A 25645-nucleotide genomic window follows, 5' to 3' on the forward strand; every position below is an offset into this window, starting at 1 on the left:
GGTCAGGCCGCGATCGCGGGGAACCGCGCGGCCGATGCGGCCAATCTATTCGCGCGGTTCAAGTCCTCCTGCGATCGGGCCGGGATGGGGTCTTCGAGCAATGCCAGGAGGACCTCCCGGTCCATCTGGCCATTGGCCACGACCTCGGCGATCGCTGCCCGTGTCTCACGCTCGGCGCCAAGTTGGGCTGCGAGCGCCCTGATCAGCCGGTCTCTGGGATCGTTACGCATGACATTCTCCCTGCTGATAGCAGAACAGGGACGAACGAGATCTGTTCCGCCCCCTGAAGGTGCCCCGCCAGCTGATCGGCCGCGCGATTGGTGATTGCGAACAAAACCGGAAACTGTTCGAATCCGGCGATGCGCGCCTTCGATTCGCCTCCGCTTGCCGCGACCTATCTCGATGGCCTGAACGCGGCCCAGCGCCGCGCGGTCACGCATGGCGTCGGCGCAACCGCAGCCTCGCCGCTGCTGGTCATCGCCGGAGCCGGCTCGGGCAAAACCAACACGTTGGCACATCGCGTCGCCCACCTCATCGTCAATGGAGCTGATCCGCGACGCATCCTTCTGATGACGTTCTCGCGCCGCGCCGCTGCCGAAATGAAGAGCCGGGTCGAGCGCATCACGCGCAAGGTTTTGGGCGACGGCGCTGGCGTGCTCTCGGACGCGCTGAGCTGGGCCGGCACCTTCCATGGCATCGGCGCCAGGCTGCTGCGCGACTGCGCCGAGCAGATCGGGCTCGACCCGGCTTTCACGATCCATGACCGGGAGGATGCCGCCGACCTGATGAATTTGGTCCGGCACGAACTCGGTTTCTCGAAGACCGAGGCGCGCTTTCCGGCGAAAGGCACCTGCCTCGCGATCTACTCGCGCTGCGTCAATGCGGAGACTGCGATCGAGGACGTGCTGGGCCGGGCCTTCCCTTGGTGCGTCGCCTGGGCGGACGAATTGCGCCAGCTCTTCGGGACTTACGTCGAGGCCAAGCAGAACCAGAACGTGCTCGATTACGACGATCTGCTGCTCTACTGGGCGCAGGTCATGGCCGATCCCGATCTCGCCGCCGAGATCGGCGGGCGCTTCGACCATGTCATGGTGGACGAGTACCAGGACACCAACCGGCTGCAATCCTCGATCCTCCTGGCGCTGAAGCCGGATGGCGCCGGCCTGACCGTGGTCGGCGACGACGCCCAGTCGATCTACTCGTTCCGCGCCGCGACCGTCCGAAACATCCTCGATTTCCCGAAGGCCTTCTCGCCGGCCGCCGAGATCATCACGCTCGACCAGAACTATCGCTCGACCAGCGCGATCTTGGCCGCAGCGAACGGCGTCATCGATCTCGCCAGCGAGCGTTTCACCAAGAACCTTTGGACCGATCGTGCGACGGGTGCCCGGCCCGAGTTGGTCCATGTCCGCGACGAAGCCGACCAGGCCAGCTTCATCGCCGAGCGCGTGCTGGCCAACCGCGAGGAGGGCGCGACGCTGAAGCAGCAGGCCGTATTGTTTCGCGCCTCGCATCATTCCGGCCCGCTCGAGATCGAACTCACCCGGCGCAACATCCCCTTCGCCAAGTTCGGCGGGCTCAAGTTCCTCGACGCCGCCCATGTCAAGGACCTGCTGGCGCTGCTGCGGTTCGTCGAGAACCCGCGCGACCGCGTCGCCGGGTTTCGGCTCCTGCAACTGCTGCCGGGCGTCGGGCCGACATCGGCGCAGCGCGTGCTGGATCATATGGCCCAAGCCTCCGACGCCATCGCCGCGCTGGGAGAGGCTCCGGCACCGCCGCGTGCCGGCGATGACTGGCCGAACTTCCTCGCGGCGGTGTCCGAGCTGCGTTCCGGCCGGGCTGGCTGGCCGGCCGAGATCGAGCGGGCGCGACGCTGGTACGAGCCGCATCTCGAACGCATCCACGAGGATGCCTCGATCCGGCAGGCGGATCTGGTCCAACTAGAGCTGATCGCCGCAGGCTACCCTTCACGCGAGCGCTTCCTGACGGAGTTGACGCTCGATCCGCCTGACGCGACCAGCGACCAGGCGGGCGTGCCGTTGCTCGACGAGGATTACCTGATCCTCTCGACGATCCATTCCGCGAAGGGGCAAGAGTGGAAATCGGTCTTCGTGATGAACGTCGTCGACGGCTGCATCCCCTCCGACCTGGGAGTGGGCACATCCGAAGAGATCGAGGAGGAGCGCCGGTTGCTCTACGTCGCGTTGACGCGGGCGAAGGACGATCTTCATCTCGTCATCCCACAGCGCTTCTTTACCCACGGACAGGCCGCGACGGGAGATCGGCATGTCTATGCCAACAGGACGCGCTTCATCCCGAACGACTTGCTCTCGCGTTTCGAAAGGTGCTTTTGGCCCCACGCCTCCGACGTGCAACGCCCCCTTCCGGCGAGCGGTCCCCGCATCGACATCCGAGCACAAATGCGCGGCTTGTGGCGCTAGGTCCTGACTTGCAGGCCCGCCTTTCGCGGCTCCCGTCAGTTGCACTCAGATCGGATGCCGAAAGATTGGCCGAGGTCATGGGAGGCGCGATGAAATCCAGCTTGACTCTCCCGCTTGAGTTAAGCGAACAAATAGAGAACGAATCCTTCTCGACGGATCATCCGATTGCGGCCACAGCTCGCCCTTCGATCATTGCGCGACCAAATCGAACGGATCGAGGGGCGGGGACCCCGCGGTCGAACCGTCCTGCCGTTCGGCCTAGGCGTGGTCGATTCCCGCTTGCCGGGAGGCGGCTTGGCCCTTGGAGCGCTCCATGAGATCGCCGGCGGCGGCAACGGGGCGATCGACGGAGCTGCCGCGGCCTTGTTCAGCGCAGGGGTGGCCTCGAGAAGCCGTGGCAAGGTGCTTTGGTGCCTCACGCGCGCCGACCTTTTTGCGCCGGCGATCGCGCAAGCGGGTCTAATCCCCGACCGCGTGATCTATGTCGAGGCCGGAGATGACAAGACCGTGCTGGCATGCATGGAAGAGGGCCTGCGTCACGGCGGGCTGGGCTCGGTCGTCGGCGAAGTTGCTCGTCTGTCAATGACGGCGTCCCGACGTTTGCAGCTGGCCGCCGAAGGAACGGGGGCGATCGGCATCGCTTTACGACGATGGCGACGCGAGGTCGACGCCTCGGATTTCGGGCAGCCGACCGCGGCGATGACCCGATGGCGAGTGTCGGTCCTTCCCTCGACGGCGCTGCCGGTGCCCGGTGTGGGGCGACCGCGCTGGCTCGTCGAACTGATCAGGGCCCGGGCGGGGGACAGCGCGGATTTCGAGTTGGAGGCATGCGATGACACGGGTCGTCTCGGTCTTCCTGCCGAACTGGTCGATCGATCGGTTTCGGCGGATGGCTGGCGACGCGGCGCCTCAGCCTGAGATACCGCTCGTCCTCATAGTCCGCGACGGAAACCGGAGGTTGGTGCAGGCTGCGAACGCGGCAGCGCTCGCCGCCGGGCTTCGCGTGGGCATGCCCGCCACCAAGGCGCAGGCGCTCTTGCCGGGCCTGCTGGTCGAGGAGGCTGATCTCGCACTCGACGGCCGAGAGCTGGAGCGGTTGGCGATCTGGTTGCACCAGCGCGTCGCTCCCATCGTTGCGCCGGACCCGCCTGACGGCATCGTCATCGACACGACCGGCGCCGACCATCTCCATGGCGGCGAGGCCGACATGCTAGAGGCCATCGTCGGTCGGCTGGCGATGTCGGGCGTCGAGGCCAGGGCCGCGATCGCCGACAGCTGGGGGGCAGCCCATGCACTTGCCCGATATCTCTCTCGATCGACAGTGGTCACTGCGGTCGGACACGAAGCGGATCCGCTGCTTCCGCTGCCGCTGGAATGCCTGCGACTGCCTGGGAAGATATCCGCTGACCTGCGCGTTCTCGGCTTCGAGACCGCCGGCGACATCATCGCCCAGCCGCGCTCGCCGCTGACCCTCCGCTTCGGGCCGGAGATCGCCCGCCGATTGGCCCAAGCTCTAGGTGAGATATCCGAGCCCATCATCGCCATCCGCCCGCCTGATCTCATCGAGGTTCGCCGCGCCTTCGCCGAGCCGATCGGTGCGCCGGAGACGATCGCTCGTTACATCGGCAAGCTGGTGGCGCAGCTTTGCGATCGCCTCGAGGCGCGGGGTCTTGGCGCTCGGCGCCTCGATCTCGTCTGCCACCGCGTCGATCGCGGTCTTCAAACGGTTCGGGTTGGGCTCGCCAGGCCCGTCTGCGAGACTAGGCGGCTGACACGTCTGCTGTGCGAGAAGATCGAGGCGATCGAGCCTGGCTTCGGCATCGAGATCATGACTCTGGCAGCGACCTTGGCTGAGCCCCTCGAACGAAAGCAGGCGGCCACCTCCCTGGTAGAGGAGACCAGTGCGGACGTGTCCGGCCTCGTCGACATCCTCGCCAATCGCGTCGGTGAGCGGGCTGTCTATCGCATGGCCCCGGTGGCCAGCGACGTGCCCGAGCGATCCGTCCGGCGTGTCGCGGCGTTGACCGAGGAGACGGGAGCGATCTGGCCCGGTCACTGGCCACGCCCGGCGCGCCTGCTGCCGCGGCCGGAGCCGGTCGAGACCATGGCGCTGCTGCCGGATCATCCACCGGCCTGGTTCAACTGGCGCGGAGTCCGCCGACGGGTCCGTCGGGCGGATGGCCCCGAGCGCGTGTTCGGCGAGTGGTGGAAGCGCGAGGCGGAGATGGCGGCCGTTCGCGACTACTTTCGGGTCGAGGACGATGCGGGGGAGCGCTATTGGCTTTACCGCGCCGGCGACGGCGAGGACGTCGCCACCGGATCGCATCGCTGGTTCCTGCACGGTGTGTTCGGATGAGCGCCCGGTATGCGGAGCTACAGGTCACCAGCCATTTCAGCTTCCTGCGCGGCGCGTCCTCGGCCGAGGAACTGTTCGCCCAAGCGGCGCTGCTCGGCGTCGAGGCGCTCGCCGTCGTGGACCGAAACTCGCTCGCCGGCATCGTCCGGGCCCACGAGGCGGCGAAGACCACGGGCGTGAGGCTGATCGTCGGATGCCGCCTCGATCTCGCGGACGGCATGTCCCTGCTGGTCTACCCGACCGACCGACCCGCCTACTCGCGGCTCTGCCGACTGCTCTCGATCGGCAAGAGGCGCGGCGGCAAGGGGCGATGTCAGCTGGAATGGTCGGATGTCGCCGAATATGCGGAAGGGCTGGTCGCGGTGCTCGTGCCGGAACTGGCCGACGAGGACTGCGCCTTTCGCCTGCGCCGGCTTCGGGAAGGATTTGGCGATCGCGCCTATCTCGCCCTCACGCTGCGGCGCCGGCCGAACGACCACCTCCGGCTGCACGAGCTGTCGAATCTCGCGACCCGGATGCGCGTAGCCACGATCGTCACCAACGACGTGCTCTTTCATGAGCCTGCGCGGCGAATCCTGCAGGACGTCGTCACCTGCATTCGCCACAACGTGACGATCGACGCGCTCGGCGACCGGCGCGAGCGCCATGCCGACCGTTACCTGAAGCCGCCCGAAGAGATGCACCGGCTGTTCGCGCGTTACCCCGAGGCCCTGGCACGGACGCTGCAGATCGCCGATCGATGCAGGTTCTCGCTCGACGAGCTCGCTTACCAATACCCGGAGGAGCGCGACGATCCCACGCTGACGCCGCAGGAGACTTTGGCCAAGCTGACCTGGCAGGGCGCTGCGCAACGCTATCCCGAGGGTCTGTCCGAAAGCGTTCGGGCTAGCCTGAACCATGAGCTGACGCTGATCGAAAGGCTCGGTTACGCGCCATACTTCCTGACGGTGAACGCCATCGTCCGCTTCGCCCGCTCGCGTGATATCCTCTGCCAAGGTCGCGGCTCGGCGGCGAACTCGGCCGTCTGCTTCGTCCTCGGCATCACCTCGATTGACCCGGGCCGCAACGACCTGCTGTTCGAGCGCTTCGTTTCGGAGGAGCGCCGGGAGCCGCCGGACATCGATGTCGACTTCGAGCATGAGCGGCGCGAGATCGTGATGCAGTGGGTGTTCGACACCTATGGCCGCGATCGCGCGGCCTTGTGCTCGACAGTCATCCGCTACAGGACCAAGGGCGCCCTTCGCGATGTGGGAAAGGCGCTGGGCCTGCCCGAGGACCTGATCGGGACGTTGTCGTCGCAGGTCTGGGCATGGTCGGAAGTGGGCGTCGAGAAGCGGCACGTCGAGGAACTCAACCTCAACCTGGCCGATAGACGGCTGCGTCTCGCACTCGATCTCACCCGCCAGCTCCACGGCGCCCCGCGCCACCTCTCGCAGCATCCCGGCGGCTTCGTCCTCACTCATGATCGTCTCGACGACCTCGTCCCGATCGAGCCGGCGGCGATGGCCGATCGTCAGGTCATCGAATGGGACAAGGACGATATCGACGCACTGAAGTTCATGAAGGTCGACGTTCTCGCACTGGGCATGCTGACCTGCATGAAGCGAGGCCTGGACATGCTCGCCGATCACAAGGGTATCGCGCTCGACTTAGCCTCCATCCCGGCCGAGGATCCACGGACCTACGCGATGATCCGCAAAGCCGACACGCTCGGCACCTTCCAGATCGAGAGCCGCGCGCAGATGTCGATGCTGCCCCGCCTCAAACCTCGCACCTACTATGACCTCGTTGTGCAGGTCGCGATCGTTCGGCCCGGCCCGATCCAGGGCGACATGGTCCACCCCTATCTCCGGCGGCGCGAGGGGCGCGAGCCGGTGCACTATCCCAAGCCCGAGCTGGAGAAGGTCCTGGGCAAGACGCTCGGCGTGCCGCTCTTCCAGGAGCAGGCGATGCGCGTCGCAATCGAATGCGCCGGCTTCACGCCAGGCGAGGCCGACATGCTGCGCAAGAGCATGGCCACCTTCAAGTTCACGGGCGGCGTGTCGAAGTTCAAGGAGAAGCTCGTCGCCGGCATGGTCGCCAACGGGTACGAGGCCGAGTTCGCTGAACAGACCTTCCGGCAGCTCGAAGGCTTCGGCTCTTACGGCTTTCCGGAAAGCCACGCGGCATCCTTCGCCCTGATCGCCTACGCCTCCGCCTGGCTGAAGTGCTGGCATCCAGAGGTGTTCTGCGCCGCGCTCCTGAACAGCCAGCCCATGGGTTTCTATGCGCCGGCGCAGATCGTTCGGGATGCTCGCGACCACGGCGTCGAGGTCCGGCCGGTCTGCGCGAACGCGTCTTGCTGGGACTGCACGCTGGAGCCGACCAGCGACGGGAGGCGCTTTGCCGTTCGCTTGGGGCTGAGGATTGTGAAGGGGTTGTCCAACGCCCACGCTGCCGCGATCGTCACGGCCCGAGCCTGTCTGCCGTTCGAGTCGATCGAGGATCTCTGGCGCCGGGCTCGGGTGCCGGTGGCAGCGTTGGCGCAAGTCGCCGAGGCTGATGGCTTTCGGCCGAGCCTCGGGTTAGCGCGGAGAGAGGCGCTCTGGGCGATCCGCGTCCTGCGCGACGAACCGCTGCCGCTGTTCTCCGCGGCTGCGGATAGGCAGGCCGATGAGACGCCCGAGCCTGCCATCGCGCTCCGGCCGATGACGCCCGGTGGAGATGTGGTCGAGGACTATCGCCATGTCGGGCTGTCGCTTCGCGATCATCCGGTCTCATTCCTGCGGCAGGATCTTCGGCGCAGGGGCATTGTCAGCTGTCAGGCCGCAATGGAAGCGCGCGATGGACGTTGGCTCGAAGCCGCCGGCATCGTCTTGGTACGGCAGCGGCCTGGCTCGGCCAAGGGTGTCATGTTCATTACCCTCGAGGATGAAAGCGGGATCGCGAACCTCGTGGTTTGGCCCAAGGTGTTCGAGCTGTTCAGGCGGACGATCCTTTCCGCAGGGATGATCTCGGTCCGCGGACGCATCCAGCGCGAGGGCGAGGTTGTCCACCTCGTGGCGCAGAGGCTCACTGATCTATCTGCCGTCATCGCCGGTGTTGGGAAGCGCGGGCAGCCTTTCCCGCTGCCTCATGGACGAGGTGACGAGTTTCATCATGGCTCTGCAACGCCTGATCCGCGCAATCTTCCGCCCAAGGGACTACGAGCCCGGGACATTTATATCCCCGATCTGCATATCGACGCGATCAAGGTGAAGACGCGGGATTTTCGTTGATCCACCTGCCAGCGGGGATGGAAAGGCTCCTGCCTTGTATGGACCAACGGAAATGCTGATCTACAATCCATGCTCAGTAATCGCGTTCGGGTCATCGACCTTGAGACGGCCGGCGACGGCCCCCACGACGTCTGTGAAATCGGTTGGCAGGACGTCTCGCTAGGAGCCGATGGACGCTGGGAAGTCACCGAGGAACGCGGCGCGCTTCTCGTCAATCCCGGACGCGCCATCTCCGCCGATACGATGGCAGTGCACCATATTCGGGATGAGGACGTTGCTGGCGCGCCGTACTGGAAGGATATAGCGCCGTCTATCCTGAAGCCTGAGCGCGGAGTATTGGCTTTGGCGGCGCACCGAGCGGCGTTCGAACAGCGATACTGCCGACCGCGGCTGAGCGCGGGTGCTCAATGGATCTGCACCTGGAAATGCGCCTTGCGCCTCTGGCCGGAGCTGCCCCGGTTCTCAAATCAGATGCTTCGGTATCAGCGGAAGCCGGCGGGCCTCGTGCACGAGATTGGCTTGCCCGCTCATCGCGCGATGCCCGATGCGTACGTAACTGCGCACCATCTCCGTGACATGTTGAATGAAGCTTCGATCGACCAATTACTTGCGTGGAGCATAGAGCCCGGCTTGCTCCCTCGCGTGCCAACGGGGCCTGATCGCGGCAAGACATGGAATCAGTTGAGCGCGTCGGCGCTGTCAGAACTCGCCGCCAGTCGTGATGTCGATCTTCGGTTCAGTGCTAAGACTGAACTTAAGCGGCGAAATGGCAGGAACGAAGTCGACCGCGAACCACCACAGGCACGCTTGCTCTGACCCGTCCCCGCCATGGTACGATTGTTGCGCTCGACCGAGGCTAAGGTCCTGCGAACGCCTGGCGGAGGTCCCGCAAGAGAGATACCCGCTAATCGCTGGCAGTGCTTCAGATTCCCTTGCCCCTCCGATTAGACATGACTGCGCCAGTCGTTCGCTTCAGTTCGGTCTGAGAGAACGGCTTGGATAGGCGCAAGACGTCGCTCGCATCGGAGCCAGGAGGCTATGCGCGAAATGCTCTCCTTGGCTTCGGTGAGCAGGTGGCACGCCATCTCAAGGCTTATCTCAGCGACAATTTCGCTGTAACTCGTGCCCATCATGGCAAGGTGACGCTGGAGTGAACATCGGCTCACGCCCAAATGACTTGCAGTCGATAGTAGAGGAGCGCCATTATGCTGGAGCCACGCAGCAAAAGCTGCTCGCACTTGGCGTCGGGAGGGCGTATGGACGAGCTGCATAGCCACGTCGTAAATGATGACCTGAGACCCTTTTCTCCTCCGTTCTGAGGGAGAGTCCTGGGTTTCATTGATCCGAGACCATTTGCTGGAGCGCCGGAGGTTGGAGTTTCCGGCCTTCGATCACGGCGGTGGGCTGGGCGCTCCGCCGGGATTTTGCAGCAGGATCGGTGGCTTGTTGCCGATGGCCCCGTGCGGCCGATCCTCATTGTAGTATCTGAGCCAAGCCTCCATCTTTTCCACCGCATCCGCAAGGGTCAGGAACCAGTGCGTGTTCAGACACTCGCTGCGGAAGCGCCCGTTGAACGCCTCGATGAAGGCGTTGTCGGTCGGCTTCCCCGGGCGGGAGAAGTCCAGCGTGACGCCCTTGGCATAGGCCCACAGGTCGAGGTCGCGGCTGACGAACTCGGAGCCCTGATCGACCCGGATCGTCTTCGGATAGCCCAGTTTCGCACAGACCCTTTCCAGCGTGGCAACGACGTCTTCGGCCCGGTAGCTGAAGCGTGGATCGGCCGCCGGCGAGAAGCGGGAGAAGGTGTCGACCACCGTCAGAACCCGGATCTTGCGCCCTGTGGCGAGTTGGTCATGGACGAAATCCATTGCCCAGACATCGTTCGGCCGCGTCGCCGGCGCGCGATCCTCGCGCAGCTTCGCCTTGACCCGGCGCTTGGGCGTCTTGTTCCGGAGTTGTAAGCCTAACTCATTGTAGATCCTTCGAATCCGCTTCTGATTGACGTGCCAACCCTCGCGCCGCAGCAGGACGTCGACACGGCGATAGCCATAGCGAACGCGGGTTTCGCAGATCGCCTTGATCCGCGCTGCCAAGGAGGCCTGATCGGGCCGGCACGATTTGTAGTGGTAGCTCGACGTGTCGAACTCCAGGACCGCACAGGCCCGCCGGATCGACACCTGCCACTCTCCACAGACCAGGCCGACGAGCTCGCGCTTGCGACCAGGCCTTAGATTTTTCGGCGGATGACGTCCTGCAGCATCTCACGGTCCAGCGCGAGGTCGGCGACGAGCTTGCGCAACTTCGTGTTCTCGTCCTCGAGCTGCTTCAGCCGGCGCATCTCGGCCGGCAGCAGCCCGTCGTACTTCTTCTTCCAGTTGAAATAGGTCGCCTGGCTGATCCCGGCCCGCCGGCAGATCTCCGCCACCGGAATCCCGTCCGCACCCTGCTTCAGGATGAACGCCTTCTGCGCGTCCGAGAACTTCGAATCCTTCATCGTCTTCCGCTCCTCCCCGCCCAAGGGAAACGACGCGGACAACTCTAACTCAAAGCGGTCCAGTTTTAAGGGCTCAGATCACTCAGATCAAACCCGCATCTGAGCCCATTCACAGGTGCGGACATTGGACGAGTGCCCGGAAGCGGACATTGCCAGCTGCCTTCGGGCGAGCGCTCCGGGATGTCGGAGATGGCGGCCGCCCGTCGACCGACCGTGTCATACGAAGTCAACTTTCAATGAGAAGCCGAGCCAATCAGCTTTGTACCATTGGCTCTGAAACCATTTTCTGCGACGGAGGTTATCGCACGCGCGATCACTAACGAGGATGACACATTGCCCGCAACCAAACTTTATGAAAGCGGGCTGCCGGTTACGGAAGCAACCTTCAAGATCCTGACCGATGCCATGCCGCAGATGGTCTGGTCCACGCTGCCAGATGGCTTCCACGACTACTACAACGAGCGCTGGTACGAATTCACAGGTGTTCCGCGTGGGTCCACCGATGGTGAAGGCTGGGCGGGGATGTTCCACGAGGACGACCAGCCGGAGGCATGGCGTCGCTGGCGCCATTCGCTGGACACCGGTGAGCCATACGAGGTCGAGTACCGCCTCCGTCACCATACCGGTCAGTATCGTTGGACGATCGGCCGAGCGCAGGCCGTCCGAGATCAAAACGGGAAGATCGTGCGGTGGATCGGCACCTGCACTGATATTCACGAGGCGAAACTCGTCGCCGAGGCCAACGAGCTACTGAGCCATGAACTCAGTCATCGCATCAAGAACATCTTTTCGGTGGTAGGAAGCCTGATCGCTTTGACGGCCCGGGAGTTCCCACAAGCTAAAGCGTTCGCGACACAGTTTCGGGAAAGGGTTGCTTCGTTGGGTCGGGCGCATGAATTCGTTCGATTGCACAGCGAGTCGTCGCGCCCCGCGGTGGAGATAACAACGCTACAGGGACTACTTGCGTCGTTGTTCGAACCCTATCCTGCGTTCGATATTGGCCGCATCGCGATCTCCGGCGATGACCCGATGGTCGATGATCGTGGGGCTACCCCCCTCGCGCTTTTATTTCACGAGCTTGTCACCAACGCGATCAAGTATGGCGCGCTTTCAAATGACACTGGGACAGTCGCGATCAAAATTTATCGCCAAAAGGCCAATATCGTCATCGATTGGGTCGAGCGTGGTGGTCCGGAGATTACAGGCGAACCGTCACATGCTGGCTTCGGGAGCAAACTCGCGGTGATGAGTGTCGAGCGTCAGCTGGGCGGCAGTTTCAAGCGCGAATGGGATATTTTAGGCCTCCGTGCAACCGCGACAATCGCGGAGCGACGGCTCGCTAGATAATCGCGGTCAAAAAAGCCGAAGCCGGGGAGGTGGCTGCGTTGTCTGCGCCGTCAGGAACGCAATCACCTTTCCAAGCTCGGTTTCCGCCACAGGCTTATCGAGAACGCCGACAGCTTTGGCGACCTGCTTCGCGATGGTCCGGGGATTGGCGGTAAGAAATACGACCGCAACGCCGCGCTCTGCCAATGCGGCGCCGACACGAGGACCCGTCGGTCCGTCCGCTAAATTCACGTCCACAAATGCGATGTCTGGAAGCTGTGCAGCCGCCATCTGGAGAGCCTCAGCCTCAGTCGCTGCGATGCCGAGCGAGGTGTGACCGAGATCCTCAATCGCGGCCTCAGTCTCCATCCCGATGATTATCTCGTCTTCAACGATGAGGATTTTGGCAGGCATCAAAAGAACGAGCTCCTATCAGCCCCATATAATTGTGGAGGGCAATGAACGTTCCAAAGGTTGCAATATTTAATGCGATAGCTCGTCCACGCGTCGGCTCCGATTGAGGCTGAGTGAAAAGGCGCAGCTTCTAATCGAATTGCCGGACCGCTCTGCCACGCGTTCGTTCGCTTCGCCGTTCAGCCATCGCCGAAGTTTCGCGTCATCAGCCGGTTGAGCCTCTCAGCGAATGCGTTTGCGTTTGTCGGGCGTTCGCCGTCCAGGACGCGGGCGGTATCCAGGAGTAGGTGGGCAATGTCGCTACGCAGCACGCCATCCTCAACAGACGCCAGGGCCGAAACCATCGCATGGCCAGGGTTGACCTCGAGGATCGGCTTGGCAGCACTTTCGACGCGCCCCGCGGCGCTGAGCAGGCGTTCGAACTGGCGATCCGGCCCTTTGTCTGACGCAACAAGGCAGACCGCGCTCTCCGTCAGTCGATCGGAGGAGCGGACATCCGCAACCTCTTCGGCCAGAATCTCCTTCATCGTTGCGATCAGAGCGCCGACCTTCTCACTCGCTTCAGCCGACGGGGGCGTTGCGCCGTCAAGCAGCGGGATGAGACCGAGATCGGCCGCACCTTGGGTCACGGATTTGAACGGCTTGCCTTCGAAATCCGGGGCTGCCGATGCCCAGAAGCTGTCGATCGGATCCGACAGCAACAGCACCTCGATGCCGCGCGCCCGAAAACCTTCGAGCTGCGGGGAGTTGGCGATCCGGGAGGCATCGTCGCCGGCGATGTAGTAGATCGCGGTCTGGTTGTCCTTGAGCGCGCCGACATAGTCCTTGAGGCTACGCCACCCTTCGCCGGAGGCCGTGGTCCGGAAGCGAGCGAGGCCGAGCAGTTGCTCCCGGCGCGCGAAATCCTCGTACAGTCCTTCCTTGATGACGACGCCGAAATTGTCCCAGATCAGTCGGAAGGTGTCCGGATCCTGTTCGGCCAGTTTCGCAAAATCGGCCAGGATACGATTGGTGACCCCCTTCTTGATCGCCCCGAGCATTGGGCTGTCCTGGATCATCTCGCGAGAGACGTTGAGCGGCAGGTCGGCGGTGTCGACGATGCCGCGAACGAAGCGCAGGTAGCGCGGAAGGAGTTCGGCTTCGTCCGTAATGAAGACGCGCTTCACATAAAGCTTGATCCGGCCCTTCCGATCGGCGTCGAAGAGATCGAACGGACGCGCTCCCGGGACGAAGGCGAGCGCGGTATATTCGTGCAGGCCTTCGGCGCGAAAATGGATCGTGGCCGCCGGCTCGTCATATTGTCCCGCAACGCTGCGGTAGAAATCGGCGTATTCGTCCTTCGTGATCTCGCTTTTCGGCCTGGTCCAAAGCGCGGCTCCCTCGGAGAGGGCGACTGCATCGGCGCCCGGCTCCGTGATCAGCGAGATCGGGACCGGTACATGGCCGGACTGTTCCTTGACGATGCGCTCCAGCGTCCAGCGCTCGGCATAGGGCTTGGCCTCCTCAATCAGGTGAAGCGTCACGCGCGTCCCGCGGGACGGAGCCTCGTCCAGCGCCGCAGGCGCCACGGTGAACTCGCCCTTGCCGTCCGAAGACCAGATCCAAGCTTCGGCGCTGCTGGCACGGCGGCTGACAACCTCGACCTTCTCGGCCACCATGAAGGCGGAATAGAAGCCAACGCCGAACTGGCCGATGAGCTGGGCGCCGTCCTTGCCATCGGCCGTCGCGACCCGCTCCATGAAGCTGCGCGTGCCGGAGCGGGCGATCGTGCCGAGAGCCTCTATCATATCGTCATGACTCATGCCGATGCCGTTGTCGGCAATAGTCAGCTTGCCGCCCTCCGGATCGGCCGAGATGGTGATCGCGAGCTTCGGGTCGTCGCCCAGAAGCTCGGGCTTGGCGATCGCTTCGTAGCGCAGCTTCTCGCACGCGTCGGCTGCGTTCGAGATCAGCTCGCGCAGGAAAACGTCCCTGTCCGAGTAAACTGAATGCACCATCATGTGGAGCAGGCGGGAGACGTCGGCTTCGAAGCTGCGATGCTCGGGCGTGGCGGTCGTGGTCATTCGGCTTTCTCGAATAGATTGGCAGCGGGGAGACGCTGACAGAGAGCGATATCGCGCGGGACCGCGGCGAGCCAGCCTGTTTGCTGACGGCCGGGGACTATAGAGAGCCACGCTCACCCGCTCCCGGACGTTTGTCGGTTGGATAGCGTCCTGATTAGAGCAAGTATGGCGTTCAACCGCGCGGTCGCGAACTCACCGGCGCCGGGCAACTGAGCCTCGATGTGAGCGGCGACAGTCTGCCACGTTGCCGATCCATCCCGCGTCATGACCGCCAGGAGATTATCCTTGAGGCCATATGTTGCGCTCTCGGCGTTGGTGATGAGGGCCTTGCAGCGGTCGGACGGTGAGATGTCCTTAGGTTCCTGTGTGCCGTCGGTCATGTCGGTCTGACGCGATTGAGAGAATGCAGGGGCTTTCACGGAGCCTTTCGCCTAGGCCTTCTCGCGAAACCGGTCGATCGCACGCTGTGCGAGATCATCCTCGTCGAGCGCCAGCGGAACCAGCGAAGCCACGATATAGGCGAGGTTGTTTCGCTCCAGCTCGTCGGATTCAGCCGGAAGCGACGGCTTGAGTTCCGCCCATGCCTTTTCAAGAGCAGCTTCGGCACGGGCCAGATCGATGGGATCGGTCAATGATGAAAAGGGCATAGCCTTCCCCTCGGCATAGCTTGTGCGGCTGGGATCCTGAGAGGGGGCGCCGCGGAAGCTGCGGCGCCCCCGATGCTCAATAGTCCATTCCGCCGGCGGGCATGGCCGGGGCCGGGTCTTTCTTCGGCGCCTCGGCGATCATCGCCTCGGTGGTGATCAGCAGGCCCGCGACCGACGCCGCGTCCTGGATTGCCGTGCGCACGACCTTGGTCGGGTCGATGATGCCGGCCTTGACCAGATCGCCGTACTCGCCGGTCTGGGCATCATAGCCCCAGGCGTAATCGGAAGACTCCAGCAGCTTGCCGACCACGACCGCGCCATCGCCGCCGGCATTCTCGACGATCTGGCGGGCCGGGGCCGTGATCGCCTTGCGGACGATCTCGATGCCAGTACGCTGCTCATCATTGCCGGGCACGAGCCCTTCGAGCGCGTTGACCGCGCGCAGCAGGGCGACGCCGCCGCCCGGCAGGATGCCCTCCTCGACCGCAGCGCGGGTGGCGTTGAGGGCATCGTCAACGCGGTCCTTCTTCTCCTTGACCTCGACCTCCGTCGCCCCACCGACGCGGATCACCGCGACGCCGCCGGCGAGCTTGGCCAGGCGTTCCTGCAGCTTCTCACGGTCGTAGTCCGAGGAGGTTTCCTCGATCTGCGCCTTGATCTGTGCGACCCGGGCGTCGATCTCGGCCTTCGCGCCAGCGCCATCGACGATGGTGGTGTTCTCCTTCTCGATGCGGACCTTCTTGGCGCGGCCGAGCATGTCGAGCGTGACGGTCTCCAGCTTGATGCCGAGATCCTCGCTGATCGCGGTCCCTCCGGTCAGGATTGCGATATCCTCCAGCATCGCCTTGCGGCGGTCGCCGAAGCCCGGAGCCTTGACGGCGGCGATCTTGAGGCCGCCGCGGAGCTTGTTGACGACGAGGGTGGCGAGAGCCTCGCCCTCGACATCCTCCGCCACGACCAGCAGCGGCTTGCCGGTCTGGACGACCGCTTCCAGCAGCGGCAGCATCGTCTGGAGACCCGAAAGCTTCTTCTCGTGGATCAGGATGTAGGGGTCTTCGAGCTCCGCAACCATCTTCTCGGTGTTGGTCACGAAATAGGGCGAGAGATAGCCGCGATCGAACTGCATGCCTTCGACGACGTCGAGCTCGGTCTCGGCCGTCTTGGCTTCCTCGACGGTGATGACGCCCTCGTTGCCGACCTTCTTCATCGCCTCGGCGATCATCTCGCCGATCGTCCGGTCGCCATTGGCGGAGATGGTGCCGACCTGCGCGACCTCCTCCGAACCGGTGATGGTCTTCGAATGCTCGCCGAGCGACTTCGTCACCGCTTCGACTGCGAGATCGATGCCGCGCTTGAGATCCATCGGATTGATGCCGGCAGCCACTGCCTTGGCGCCCTCGCGGACGATCGCCTGGGCGAGCACGGTCGCGGTCGTGGTGCCGTCGCCGGCGGCATCATTCTGCTTCGACGCCACCTCGCGAACCATCTGGGCGCCCATGTTCTCGAACTTGTCGGAAAGTTCGATCTCCTTGGCGACGGTGACGCCGTCCTTGGTGATGCGCGGAGCGCCGAACGACTTCTCGATCACGACGTTGCGGCCCTTCGGACCCAGCGTGACCTTCACGGCGTTGGCAAGCGTGTCGACGCCGCGCAGCATCCGCTCGCGCGCGTCCTGCGAAAACTTCACGTCCTTCGCAGCCATGATTCCTCACTCCTTCAGACTTGAGGTTTCAGGTTGAAGATATGGATGAGGCCCCGTCAGGCGGCCTTCTTGAGGGCAGCCGTCGTCTCGACGACGCCCATGATGTCGGATTCCTTCATGATCAGGAGATCCTGGCCATCGATCTTGACCTCGGTGCCGCTCCATTTGCCGAAGAGCACGCGGTCGCCGACCTTTACGTCCGGCGGCACGAGCTTGCCGGTCTCGTCGCGCGCGCCGGCGCCGACGGCGACGACCTCGCCCTCCTGCGGCTTTTCCTTGGCGGTGTCAGGAATGATGATCCCGCCCTTGGTCTTCTCCTCGGCGTCGATGCGCTTCACGACGACGCGGTCATGCAGTGGCCGAAACTTCATGAGTTCCTCCAGTTTCCATGTCGGTCACATGTCAAAGCGGGCCGGCCCTGCGCGGGGTTCGCGGCGACGTTCCGCGCGCCCCTGAGGCGCCGTGCCCGCGCGATGATTTGGGTTGCCCGATTTTTGCCTTCAAGAGGCCGGCAGCACTTTTTTTGATCGAGTGCTAACAGGCTGAAAAGGCGGCACAACCGCAACCTTTCAGCTTGCCAGGGCGTTGAAAATCCGCTGCCATCGGCACAGTGAACTAGGGAGCTGAAAGGAATGGCTTCAACGGACATCGCCCGCCAGATCGCCGGCTACGGATTGACCACTGCCGGCATCCTCTACCGCCTGCCCGACCACCCTTCGATCCTCCAGGAATATGTCTGGCAGGACTACGACCTCGCCCCGCGCTTCCCCGAGCTCAACAAGTTCCTCGCCTTCTGGCAGGCCAAGCTCGACGGCAAGCTGTTTCGCATCACCGTGGCCCACAAGGACCTGATCGGCCCGGCTGACCTCTGCGCGGTCAGCGGCGAGTTCCGGCTCCAGTGACGTCGATGCTTCGGAGGGCTTGATCCGAGGAAAACATATCCCAAATCATCGCAGCCGCCGACAGCGACAGCGCGCTCGACGCGGCGATCAACCAAACCGGATCCATGTTGCTTCCAGGAGGATATGGCTATGGCAACGTTGGCAATCGCTCCCCGCCAAGGGAGGACTGCATGATGACATCAGACGACTTCGAGAGGCCGGTCGTGATCCTCACCGGGCTCGGGCATCCGGCGGCGATCGCGTCCGCAATGGAGGCCTACATGTTCCTGGCCGACTGGCCGGAGAGCAGGCGCGATCCGGTCCACGGTTTTGCGCTGAAAGCCTGCCTGGCGGCGATCCGCGGCGAGATAGAGCCAGACACGGCGCGCGGCCTGTTCGCGTCATGGGCCGAAAAGCATGATCTCCTTGCGCCCGACGTTGCTGCGTTCGCCAGCAGCCGCAAGGAGGGCTCGCGCGGTCACGCCTGACCTAAAGCCCGGCGCCGCGCCAGCGGCGCCGGGCGTCTTTGAGACGAAGGTGCCATTCAAAGGATATGAATGTTCCGGAGCGAGAAAGTGCCGTTGTTTCGCTTGCCTCGCATCCGCCTGGAGGTCAGCAAATGCGAGAAGAGATTCGTGCGGGCGCTCGCACAGAACTCTCCGAGCGGGAGCGGTCGAGCTGCCACGGCCCTCGGATGGGCCTGTGATGCCACGGCCCTCGGATGGGCCTGTGATGCGCGAACGTTATTGAGAGGGGGAGCGATCTGGTGGCTGGTCTCGCCCCCGGGGAAGCGATAAACCGGCCTGCCACCTGAAAAGTGCGGCAGCAAAGCTATTTGATAACGACGGCTACAGTGATATCGAGGAATCGGAGGTCGATGCTGTGTGCCATCGCAACGGATCTGTGGTCAGGAGCTGGGTCGCAATTTTCGCGGCCTATCTGCTCGTGGTCCAGACTCTGTTCGCAGGTTTCGCCGCGGGCACTTATGCGAATGCGATGTCTCTTGATAGGACGCTCGCGCTGACGCACTGCGCCCCCAGCGGGGACGTCCAAGCCGGAAGCGACCATGACAAGTCGCAGAACCATGCCGGCATGAGCTGCTGCACCGCCGGCTGCCCGATGCTCGTCGGCGCCGATCCGGTCCAGCCCCAATTCCAGCTCCTGGTTCAACGACCGGTCGATCAGGTCGCTTTTGTTCGCCGGCTCGACCGGCCCGTCGGATTCTTGTCCGACCATCCTCCCGGCAGTCCGCGCGCACCGCCCGTCCTCGCCTGAGCCGCCGTCCGGCGCCATGGCGTCCGCGACGGCTGTCTTCAGCCTGCCGCCGGTCGTCCTGAGGGCATTCTGACCCGATCCGACACCGTGCCGGTGCGGAATCCGGTGTAATGCCATCTCATCCCTTGGTTCGCCTAGCGGGCTGCTTCGCGACCGGCGCGCTCGCAGCCGCTGTCGCACTCATCGGCCTCGATCAGGCCGCCCCGCTCGCCTTCCCGCTGAAGGTCGCCTGGCTCTGGCTCGGCGGCAACGGCGCTGTCGCGCTTGGCTTCGCACTGCCGGCGATCGCGCGCTTCTGAAATCTCGTCGCAAGGCCGTGGGCACGTGCCTGCGCGCGACTGCATCGAAAACAGGACAGGACATGCCTACCGCCTTCACACGACCGCTCTCGGTCTCCTTGTTCGCGCTCCTCGCCGGCTTCGGTGCCCCGGCACTGGCTCAGCCGACGCAGATCGCGCTTCCTGAGATCAACGTCCAGGGCGGGGGCTCGCTCACCGTTCCGACGATCGACGGCGCCCGGGAGATTATCCAGAGGACGCCCGGAGCCGTGGCGGTGGTGCCGGGGAGTGCCTTCAAGGATTCGCCCGCTTCCACCATCAAGGACATCGTCGACTATGTGCCCGGCGTCTTCGCACAGCCCAAATGGGGTGATGACACGCGGCTATCGATCCGTGGCTCGGGGCTCTCGCGCAATTTCCACCTGCGCGGCACCCAACTGCTGATGGACGGGATCATCCCGCTCAACACGGCCGATGGTTACGGCGATTTTCAGGAGATCGAACCGAGCTTCTATCGCTATGTCGAGGTGTTCAGGGGCTCAAATGCGCTGCGCTTCGGCGCCAATGCGTTGGGTAGCGCGATCAACTTTGTGATGCCGACCGGCTACGACGCGCCGCGCGCGGAGCTCCGTGTCGATGCTGGCAGCTTCGGAGCGCTCAGGACGCAAGGCGCCGTCGCCGGCGTCATGATCCGCCCCTGCCGAGAGGTCCGGGTTGAATGTTAGTGGCTTGTTGGCCTCGGCGCCAGCGCGGGCGGCGTAGCCGGTCGGGATAGCGCAGCCGCCCGCGCGGTCATGGCGGGCACGAAGACTTCCGGAGCCGGCGGTTTGTAGCCGAGCGAGCCGTGCGGGCGCACCGTGTTGAAGTGGCGCCGCCAGCTTTCGATGACGATCTTCGCTTCAGCGAGGGTATAGAAGATCTCGCCGTCGAGAAGCTCGTCGCGGAGCCTGGCGTTGAACGGCTCGATGAAGCCGTTCTCCCATGGGCTGCCGGGCGCGATGTAGGCGGTCTTCGCGCCAACCGCGCCGATCCAGGCCTGCACGGCCTTGGCGACGAATTCAGGTCCGTTATCTGAACGAACATGCTCCGGCACGCCGCGCAGGATGAACAGGTCCGAGAGCACGTCGATGACGTCAGTCGCCTTCAGCCGGCGATCGATGCGGATCGCCAGGCATTCGTGGGTGAACTCATCGATGATGTTCAGCATCCGGTATTTTCTCCCGTCATGGGTGCGGTCCTCGACAAAGTCGTAGGACCAGACATGGTTCGGGCGCTCGGCGCGCAGGCGGATGCAGGATCCGTCCGCGAGCCAGAGACGGCCGCGTTTGGGTTGTCGGGCTGGAACCTTCAGCCCCTCGCGTCGCCAGATCCGCTCGACCCGCTTGTCGTTGATCACCCAGCCTGCCGTCGAACGCAGCAGCGCGGCAATCTTGCGATAGCCGTAGCGGCCGTAGCAGCGGGCCAGTTCGACGAGGTCGGCGATGAGTTGCTCCTCATCGTCGCGGCCGCGCGGGATCCGGCGCTGCTTACCAGTTTCCCGACGCGGCTTCCTTCAGGATCAGCTTGTCGAGCGTCAGGTCCGCGACGGCGCGACGGAGCCGGGCATTCTCGGCCTGGTGCTCCTTCATCCGCCTGACCTGATCCGTCTTCAGCCCACCGAACTCCCGGCGCCAGCGGTAATAGCTAACCTCCGTCACGCCGATCGAGCGGATCGCGTCGGCAACGGACTGTCCCTGCGAGACCAACACATCGACCCCTGCCGCAGCTTCGCGACGATCTCTTCGGGCTTGTGGCGCTTCTTCGGCATGGCGGTCCTCCTGTCTGCCAAAAGACATACTTCAGGGTGGACCAATTCAACGGGGGTGGATCAGTCACCCCGAGCTCCTCGGCATTGATCAGCGCGAACAGGGTCCAACGGACGAGATTGAACCAGGTAGTGTCGCCGCTGCGCACCCAGGGGCCGAGCGGTTCCTTGGAAATGACCTCGGGCAACACGACATGCTCGCCAGGGGCCTTGAACTTCAGAAGGTTGGCCAACAGCGCGGAGACGTCGGTCGTATATACGTGCGTGCAGATGCGAGTGCTGGGGTACTAGGCCTTTTGATGCGCTGCGTCGCGCTGATGCAGCTGGGGCAGGCCTCTGTCGGTGACCTTCTCCGCGATGGCTCTGCTCAGGCCAGATGATCGACCTTAGCAGCGCGAGAGGGTTCTGGAGGTCCCGCTGGGCTTATTCGCGACACCGTTTGAGCGCGCTTGCGGCGCAACCTGTGCATTGGCATCATTTAAGTAGCGTTGATTCGGGGCCGGCAGCCGCCCCCAATGCTGACAGTTCAGGCCGGGCCGCGGCTTGAAGCGACGTTCCCAGTTGAGATCGGGGGCGGGGTCGATCCTACGGTGAGCGTGCGGCTCTTGAGGCCGCTTAATGGGTGCTAACCCGCGCAAGAACGTCCGACGGCTTCGGCCGAGATCTCAGCCCTTCCGACTGGAGAACGCATCATGCGCAACACCGCGCGTCACTGTCACGTCTGGATCGCCTATGCGGTCTCGATGGATTGCTCTGTCACGAATTCGTCGGGAGGTCGGCGATGACGGACTCTCCCCAGCAGAGTGATGATTTCGACCCGCACGAGACCGACTGGGAGGAGCACTATCTCGAGCAGTTCGGATCAAAGGCCGCCATCGAGGCGGAAACCGAGCATGAGATGCTGATCGATCAGGCCCTGGCTCGCTGGAAGAGCGTAACCAAGCGCATCGACCCTCGGACAAAAGAGGAAATCCGCCTGATCACCTACCACGGCCTCGAGACCTATCCAGGCAGCTTCGCGGACCTGAAGCCTCACATCATCGACGCGGTTTCTGCTGCGTATCCGATCCCGGTCGAGCTGCGGGGCGTGCTTCAGGAATATCAGGATTGGCAGGATCTCCGAGCGGCGCGGTATCAGGTCTGCGGCTGGGAGATGTCCCAGGGCGTCGGCGCTAGGGAGCTGATCCTGGAGGATATCCTCTCCAATCGGCCGGGCAAAACGTTGGACGACATCGCCGTGCGTGCGACGTGGTGGCACTCCCAGTGCACCGAGGACTTCGATGTCGGAAACGAAACCCATGACCAGCTGCACGAACGGATCTTGGCGGACATCGCCGAGCTGTCGGCTGCTCCCCACGCCGCGCGCGTCTCCACCGGCTTCTTGAGCCGTTGGCTCAAGAAGGGGAGCTGAGCGATGCGGGGTGTCCGACATGACGTTCCGGAGACGACGGTCTCGGCAGAGACTGCTCCAATGAGCAGGGAGGTGACTAATGGTTCGGGAGCCTGATCGACCGGTGATTTTCGATCGCCTCGATTTTCGTCCGCTGGGCGGTGAACTCTGTGTCACCTCAAAGGAACTCGCCCGCGAAATCGGTTTCCGCGATCCGCAACGCCTTCACCGATGGATCGGCGGCCACGCCGACAAGATGGCCTCGTTCGGTGTGCCGCGCTCCGTCGATGTGGTCGTGGCGACGGGGCGTGGGAAAGCCAGATGGGCCCAAACCTACTGGCTCAACGAGGCGCATGTCTTCTTCATTATGCTGGAATGCCGGGGACCGGTCGCGAGACGTGCGCGATTTGATGCCATCAGGCAGATCAAGCGGGCCGAGGAAGATATGGGGCTACAGCCGATGAGCTTTTTTGGCGCCGTCCTCAGTCAGGCGCATAAGAACCCGCGTCACGACTAGGTTCGCTATGTCGGCGCCTTCGCTGACGATAGGCCTTCCCATCCGACTTGCGAGGGCGCCCGGGTTTCCCGGGCGCCCGAACCGTTTCAAGCGACGGCTCCGATGGCGTGTATTCGCGGCAACGCACGATCCGCCGTCGCGTTATGCCCAGCCGCAGTCCGCAGGCGTCGGATCTGAAGCTCTCTGCAAACCAGGGATGCGTCGGGTCCGGGTCGAACCTCCGGACCCGCAGGCAATAGTCGATCGTCCGCTCCAAGTGGCGTCGGATTGGGAGGATGGGCTTCGACCAGATTCGAACGTCTTCCGGTCCGCCGGCACCGTAGATCTCGCGATTGAGCTGCCTCAACGCATAGTCGAATTCACCTTGCCGGTCACGAGGCACGGCCAGGACATAGTCCCAGTGCGGATACTTCTGCTTGTCGACGTGAAGGGACCTGACATAGCCGGTCACCAGCTTCGAAAGCCGCCGCCACATGTAAAGCCTCACCCCTTGCAGCCTCTGGGCGTGATGAAGGCGGCAGCGGCTCGATTTCACGTTCAAGACGAGATGGACGAAGTAATGGCTGCGCGCCAATGGCCATAGCCGGTCGAAAGCTGCCTGACCGCGCTTCGAGAGCTCCATGCGCCTGTAGGCCTGAATGTGCTCGTATTGCACGACTGACGGCTCCAGCTCGCCGAGATTCGCGCGCGCCCGCTGTTCGCGCATGATCTCGTAGTGCTGGTTGGTAAAGCGCAGTTCGATCTCCTTGCGCTGGAGGTAATCGCGCTCTGCCCACTTTAGGATTGTTGCGTGGACTTCTGGATCACGCGGAGCCGGCCGCACTGGGCAGGCCTCGGCCAGTACCATGCGAGGCCGGCCCTGGCTGCGTTTCGGCGGTGGGGTGACAACGTCCTTCATCAGCCAACTGCTTTACCGCCAACAGTTTAAGACCGTGTTCTTCGCTTAGGATAAGCTTTAGCTGCATGTAGCCGATGAACGACAATATTTTTCAGGCGAATAACGTAGCTTTGCCAATGGCGTAATGCCGATAAGGAGCACTGAGAAGTCAGATTTGCGCGAGGAGGTAGTTAAAATACTACCTAATTTTCCTGCGCGCCGCTACGCGGCGCGATCCTCAGAATTCAAGGGAAGATTGCTCTTGCAAGCAATTGCAGAAGACCCCTGATGAATAAGGATTGCACGATGTACATCACGCTCTCGCATACCGTGAATACCTGCTACGGCCACGTCAGCTTCGACGACGCTCCCCGCGTCGCCGACGCGCTCAGCGATCTCATCGATCGCGCGCCTACCGGCGCAATCGCGCGCCGCCTCTATCTGCGAAACTTCGGCTCGAAGGCCAATGCCGGCCGCTACCTCGGCCGGGCTTGGAAGCGGCTCGGGGCGCTCTCCGAAGCGCTGGAGGCGCGCCGCGGTGGGCCGATGAGTCACGAATTCGGCGAGGCCACGAAGGGGGCAACGCTTCTCATCGGCGCAGACCTGATCGCGGCGACGCTGGTCGACCAGTCCAAGGAAACCAGGGACAAGGTCGTCTCGCTGATCGCCATCACCTTCCCCGAGATGCAGGCGGCCGACCTCTACCGCGACTTCGACTGCGCGGTGACTGGCAGCCGTCAGGATGCCGAGGCGATCGTCGCGATCACCGGCAAGGCCTTCGAGCGGGAATTCCCGGCTATCGCCCGCTGGTACCGGCGCACCATCGCAACCCCGGTCGCCCGGGTCACGGATGCGAAAGGTCTGCTTCACGACGCCACGATCGCGCGCTTCCAGCTTCTCGCGCCGCTGCAGGGTGAAGACCTCCTCGACTTCTCCGAAACGATGTCGCCTCGCGCGCTGCACGCAGGCCTGATCGCAATGCTCGTCGGCATTCAGATGACGCAGCGCCAGTTCACGGCGCACCGCGCACCGCACGCGGCCTGAAAGCGACCAGCCGGCGGGCAGGGCGCCTGCCGGCTCCTCAGCCATAGAAAGATCGGATGATGACAACGATGTCTGCCACGCATGGGCGCGCGCTTATCAAGAAGAATGCGGAGAAAGCGCTCAAGCTGCACGGCTTCCGCGCCACGCTCTACGGAGATCACAACACGCAGCTCTTCCAGTGGAGCGGGAAAGCAACTTCCGCCGCCAATGCCGAACAGCTCTGCTTCGACATCTACTCACTTGCCGTGCGGGCGCTTTGCCAGGCTCAGGGGGTATCCGCGTCGCTCGGTGCACTTGGTCTGACTATCACAGCCTCAGATGTGCAAAAGTCCTCGGCGCCGGAAGGCTGGCGCATTCGCTTCGATGTGCCCGAGCGGATCAAGGATCAGCGAGGCGCTAGCCTCTTACCGATTCAGCATTCTGAGCTGCGGGCCCTTCTGGCGAGCGGCGCGCTGATTGACCCGGTCTGTAGGGAGGCCGCCCGTGCTCTTCACCCGATGCGGATCGGCTTCTGGTTCTGCCACGCGCGGAAGGGGCTCAATGATGTTGGGGCATGCCTCCTGATCAACCGGGACGGCAGGGAAATCCGGCATCAGTTCGAAAATGCCGCGCTCCGCGACGCACTGCGTCTTCTTAGCCTGCGCACCCGCATACCGTTCGCAGGTGGGACGGCGCTGCCGGAATATCATCCCTTTGCTGGTCCCACCTGCGAGGTGGTCCTGCCCGGCAGCGCGGTCGTCAGGGCGATCATCCTGACGGACCCGCCCCAGCCACCCGAGCTGTTGATCCAGTGGCTGATCCAGGAAGGCTACACATCCGTCGCTCATCGGCTCTAAGCGGTTCCGTGGTGGCCGGCGGCCCACGCCGGTGACCCTGAGC

At 63.7% G+C, this 25645-nt stretch carries 23 protein-coding genes and 2 pseudogenes; 14 read left to right on the plus strand and 11 right to left on the minus strand.

What is annotated here, in order from left to right; translation table 11 throughout:
* Nucleotides 1-2: 2 nt before the first annotated feature.
* The gene (locus tag OCUBac02_RS07540) at nucleotides 3-230 is read right to left on the minus strand and encodes a hypothetical protein (protein WP_173044611.1); all 228 of its coding nucleotides are present in this window, start codon (nucleotides 228-230) and stop codon (nucleotides 3-5) included.
* Nucleotides 231-359: 129 nt separating this feature from the next.
* Here OCUBac02_RS07540 and OCUBac02_RS07545 point away from each other — a divergent pair, with 129 nt between their 5' ends.
* The 5 genes from OCUBac02_RS07545 (at nucleotide 360) to OCUBac02_RS07565 (ending at nucleotide 8870) form a co-directional block, all read left to right on the plus strand.
* The gene (locus OCUBac02_RS07545; protein ID WP_173044613.1) at nucleotides 360-2441 is read left to right on the plus strand and encodes an ATP-dependent helicase; all 2082 of its coding nucleotides are present in this window, start codon (nucleotides 360-362) and stop codon (nucleotides 2439-2441) included.
* Between the two features lie 165 nt (nucleotides 2442-2606).
* Nucleotides 2607-3359 (plus strand): ImuA family protein, encoded by a 753-nt coding sequence (locus tag OCUBac02_RS07550; RefSeq protein ID WP_173044615.1) that lies wholly within the window; start codon nucleotides 2607-2609, stop codon nucleotides 3357-3359.
* Complete coding sequence (locus OCUBac02_RS07555; protein WP_173044617.1) at nucleotides 3274-4797, plus strand: Y-family DNA polymerase; 1524 nt, start codon at nucleotides 3274-3276, stop codon at nucleotides 4795-4797. Before OCUBac02_RS07550 ends, OCUBac02_RS07555 begins: the two co-directional genes overlap by 86 nt.
* Nucleotides 4794-8054 (plus strand): error-prone DNA polymerase, encoded by a 3261-nt coding sequence (locus tag OCUBac02_RS07560; protein WP_173044619.1) that lies wholly within the window; start codon nucleotides 4794-4796, stop codon nucleotides 8052-8054. Before OCUBac02_RS07555 ends, OCUBac02_RS07560 begins: the two co-directional genes overlap by 4 nt.
* A gap of 69 nt (nucleotides 8055-8123) precedes the next feature.
* Nucleotides 8124-8870, plus strand: coding sequence for a 3'-5' exonuclease (locus tag OCUBac02_RS07565; protein WP_173044621.1), 747 nt, complete (start codon nucleotides 8124-8126; stop codon nucleotides 8868-8870).
* 575 nt (nucleotides 8871-9445) lie between these two features.
* Here the strand turns inward: OCUBac02_RS07565 and OCUBac02_RS07570 are convergent.
* Nucleotides 9446-10548 (minus strand): IS3 family transposase gene (locus tag OCUBac02_RS07570; RefSeq protein ID WP_173044623.1). Its coding sequence is split into 2 segments (ribosomal slippage): nucleotides 9446-10287 and nucleotides 10287-10548, totalling 1104 coding nucleotides; the frame shifts between segments, so codons are not numbered across the junction.
* A 333-nt stretch (nucleotides 10549-10881) separates the two neighbouring features.
* On the opposite strand from OCUBac02_RS07570, the gene OCUBac02_RS27480 reads away from it, so the two are divergent.
* Nucleotides 10882-11895 carry a sensor histidine kinase gene (locus OCUBac02_RS27480; protein WP_348521649.1) on the plus strand — a complete coding sequence of 338 codons (1014 nt, stop codon included), beginning with the start codon at nucleotides 10882-10884 and terminating at the stop codon, nucleotides 11893-11895.
* Between the two features lie 6 nt (nucleotides 11896-11901).
* On the opposite strand, the gene OCUBac02_RS07580 is transcribed toward OCUBac02_RS27480, so the two are convergent.
* From OCUBac02_RS07580 to groES, 5 genes are all read right to left on the minus strand, one after another.
* Entirely contained in the window at nucleotides 11902-12288 is a 387-nt protein-coding gene (locus OCUBac02_RS07580) for a response regulator (protein WP_173044625.1), read from the minus strand.
* A 179-nt stretch (nucleotides 12289-12467) separates the two neighbouring features.
* On the minus strand, nucleotides 12468-14351 hold the full coding sequence (gene htpG / locus OCUBac02_RS07585; RefSeq protein ID WP_173044627.1) for a molecular chaperone HtpG: 1884 nt from the start codon (nucleotides 14349-14351) through the stop codon (nucleotides 12468-12470).
* A gap of 431 nt (nucleotides 14352-14782) precedes the next feature.
* A complete protein-coding gene (locus OCUBac02_RS07590; protein WP_173044629.1) occupies nucleotides 14783-14983 on the minus strand; it encodes a hypothetical protein in 201 nt (66 codons plus the stop codon).
* A gap of 91 nt (nucleotides 14984-15074) precedes the next feature.
* Entirely contained in the window at nucleotides 15075-16700 is a 1626-nt protein-coding gene (gene groL, locus OCUBac02_RS07595) for a chaperonin GroEL (protein WP_173044631.1), read from the minus strand.
* A 56-nt stretch (nucleotides 16701-16756) separates the two neighbouring features.
* Nucleotides 16757-17071: a co-chaperone GroES gene (gene groES, locus OCUBac02_RS07600; protein ID WP_112765056.1), complete on the minus strand. Its 315-nt coding sequence runs from the start codon at nucleotides 17069-17071 to the stop codon at nucleotides 16757-16759.
* Nucleotides 17072-17332: 261 nt separating this feature from the next.
* On the opposite strand from groES, the gene OCUBac02_RS07605 reads away from it, so the two are divergent.
* Both OCUBac02_RS07605 and OCUBac02_RS07610 read left to right on the plus strand, forming a co-directional pair.
* The gene (locus OCUBac02_RS07605; RefSeq protein ID WP_173044633.1) at nucleotides 17333-17602 is read left to right on the plus strand and encodes an usg protein; all 270 of its coding nucleotides are present in this window, start codon (nucleotides 17333-17335) and stop codon (nucleotides 17600-17602) included.
* 173 nt (nucleotides 17603-17775) lie between these two features.
* Entirely contained in the window at nucleotides 17776-18069 is a 294-nt protein-coding gene (locus tag OCUBac02_RS07610) for a DUF982 domain-containing protein (protein WP_173049411.1), read from the plus strand.
* Nucleotides 18070-18412: 343 nt separating this feature from the next.
* Here the strand turns inward: OCUBac02_RS07610 and OCUBac02_RS07615 are convergent, their stop codons facing one another.
* Nucleotides 18413-18817 (minus strand): hypothetical protein, encoded by a 405-nt coding sequence (locus tag OCUBac02_RS07615; protein WP_173044635.1) that lies wholly within the window; start codon nucleotides 18815-18817, stop codon nucleotides 18413-18415.
* Nucleotides 18818-18966: 149 nt separating this feature from the next.
* Here OCUBac02_RS07615 and OCUBac02_RS07620 point away from each other — a divergent pair, with 149 nt between their 5' ends.
* The gene (locus OCUBac02_RS07620; protein WP_173044636.1) at nucleotides 18967-19155 is read left to right on the plus strand and encodes a hypothetical protein; all 189 of its coding nucleotides are present in this window, start codon (nucleotides 18967-18969) and stop codon (nucleotides 19153-19155) included.
* Between the two features lie 62 nt (nucleotides 19156-19217).
* Nucleotides 19218-19859, plus strand: coding sequence for a Plug domain-containing protein (locus tag OCUBac02_RS07625; protein ID WP_173044638.1), 642 nt, complete (start codon nucleotides 19218-19220; stop codon nucleotides 19857-19859).
* Here OCUBac02_RS07625 and OCUBac02_RS07630 read toward each other — a convergent pair.
* A pseudogene (locus OCUBac02_RS07630) lies at nucleotides 19856-20941 on the minus strand (IS3 family transposase). The gene OCUBac02_RS07625 and the pseudogene OCUBac02_RS07630 overlap by 4 nt on opposite strands.
* Before the next feature lie 62 nt (nucleotides 20942-21003).
* Nucleotides 21004-21198 (minus strand): annotated as a pseudogene (locus tag OCUBac02_RS27305) (amino acid ABC transporter substrate-binding protein); the annotation flags it as partial.
* A 521-nt stretch (nucleotides 21199-21719) separates the two neighbouring features.
* Here OCUBac02_RS27305 and OCUBac02_RS07635 point away from each other — a divergent pair.
* Both OCUBac02_RS07635 and OCUBac02_RS07640 read left to right on the plus strand, forming a co-directional pair.
* The gene (locus tag OCUBac02_RS07635) at nucleotides 21720-22349 is read left to right on the plus strand and encodes a hypothetical protein (protein ID WP_173044639.1); all 630 of its coding nucleotides are present in this window, start codon (nucleotides 21720-21722) and stop codon (nucleotides 22347-22349) included.
* A 79-nt stretch (nucleotides 22350-22428) separates the two neighbouring features.
* Complete coding sequence (locus tag OCUBac02_RS07640) at nucleotides 22429-22845, plus strand: hypothetical protein (protein WP_173044641.1); 417 nt, start codon at nucleotides 22429-22431, stop codon at nucleotides 22843-22845.
* Here OCUBac02_RS07640 and OCUBac02_RS07645 read toward each other — a convergent pair.
* On the minus strand, nucleotides 22811-23743 hold the full coding sequence (locus tag OCUBac02_RS07645; protein ID WP_173044643.1) for a hypothetical protein: 933 nt from the start codon (nucleotides 23741-23743) through the stop codon (nucleotides 22811-22813). The two genes, OCUBac02_RS07640 and OCUBac02_RS07645, sit on opposite strands and share 35 nt — an antisense overlap.
* Nucleotides 23744-24010: 267 nt before the next feature.
* On the opposite strand from OCUBac02_RS07645, the gene OCUBac02_RS07650 reads away from it, so the two are divergent.
* A complete protein-coding gene (locus tag OCUBac02_RS07650) occupies nucleotides 24011-24766 on the plus strand; it encodes a hypothetical protein (RefSeq protein ID WP_173044645.1) in 756 nt (251 codons plus the stop codon).
* A 56-nt stretch (nucleotides 24767-24822) separates the two neighbouring features.
* Entirely contained in the window at nucleotides 24823-25602 is a 780-nt protein-coding gene (locus OCUBac02_RS07655; RefSeq protein ID WP_173044647.1) for a hypothetical protein, read from the plus strand.
* Nucleotides 25603-25645: the final 43 nt, after the last annotated feature.

Origin of the sequence: Bosea sp. ANAM02, from assembly GCF_011764485.1 — a bacterium.
Classification (GTDB): Bacteria; Pseudomonadota; Alphaproteobacteria; order Rhizobiales; family Beijerinckiaceae; genus Allobosea.